The sequence below is a fragment of the Ruegeria marina genome (genome assembly GCF_900101475.1).
In the GTDB taxonomy this organism is placed as follows: Bacteria; Pseudomonadota; Alphaproteobacteria; order Rhodobacterales; family Rhodobacteraceae; genus Ruegeria_B; species Ruegeria_B marina.
Map to the genome: position 1 here is coordinate 1 of NZ_FMZV01000051.1, position 1203 is coordinate 1203.

Sequence of the window (1203 nt, forward strand, 5' to 3'; positions counted from 1 at the left end):
TCCTTTGTTGGCTGTCACACAGTACCAACTTGGCACAATGCGATGCCGTCGGGGTGGAGCCGTCCACACCATCAGACAGCTTCTAACAGGTCTCAATTTCTCAGAACCGCAGGAACTTAGGCGGCGCAAAGCTGACGCCAGTCGGCGCGAGTTGCTTTGTGGATTACCTTGAAATTGGCGCTGTCATGTGTGGCCGTATATGTATCCCGCCGTTGACAGGCAAGAACGCGGATGGAGCGGCCTGATCGGCGATGAGTCGAACGGCCAGCGATGCAAAAGATGTCTCCTCACCGACGAGGCTGAAGCTGGACTCCTTCGCTACTGCCGACGGATCGAAGGTCAATCGGGACGAGGCGAACATGGCAAGTCCCGTAACCATAATGCCCGCGATGGCAATGTGGCGCCACCGGATCAACACTCTGCCAGATGCCCTGTCGGCATGAGCATTGGAAACAGGCGACTTAAGTATGTTGCGGACATCAGTGGCCACTCTCTGACTGCTCAAGGCTGCCATCGCCTGACAGCACAATGGCAAGCCAGCGCATCGCCGGTATCTCGGCGCAGATAACCATGATGACAACCATCATGGGAACCGCGAGAAACACCCCGACACCGCCCCATACCGTACCAAAAAAAGTCAACGATACCATGACCATGAAGGTGCTCACGTTCAGCGACCTGCTTTGCATCGCTGGTTGCACGATGTTGGCCACGAACTGGTCAAACAAGCCATATCCCACAAGCACGATCAGGAACGGAGTCAGCGTGTCGAACTGAATGAGGGCTATCAGGCATGGCAATGCAAGGCCGATGAAGGCGCCAATATTCGGAATGAAGCCGACGATGAACACGATAACCGCCAGAAGAGCGGCAAAATCCAGGCCGATGGAGCGGAAAATCAGATAGGCAACCCCCGCGCTCAAGGCACTGGTGAGAGCGTTGACCAGCATGTATTGCTGCACGCCGGTCGCGATACGCGCAAGGACCAACTTTGCCTTGATGGGGTCTGAAGCAAGCAGCGGCAGCTTGCCGATCCAGGCTCTGCGCTCCGATACAAGGAAGACCAGGTAAAGCGACACCAGGGCAAGCGCAGAAACGCTACCCGCCAACTGTCTGACGTCAGCACCTACCGGACAGATTTAGAGGTTTGAGCGACGGAGGATTTCTGGTTCATCGAAGCCATTATGGAGCGAAGATGGACAA

General features: G+C 55.9%; 1 protein-coding gene. It reads right to left on the reverse strand.

Going from position 1 to position 1203, the window contains the following annotated elements; all coding sequences use genetic code 11:
- Positions 1-479: 479 nt before the first annotated feature.
- On the reverse strand, positions 480-1109 hold the full coding sequence (locus BLT75_RS23985) for an AI-2E family transporter (protein WP_176828271.1): 630 nt from the start codon (positions 1107-1109) through the stop codon (positions 480-482).
- Between the last annotated feature and the right edge of the window lie 94 nt (positions 1110-1203).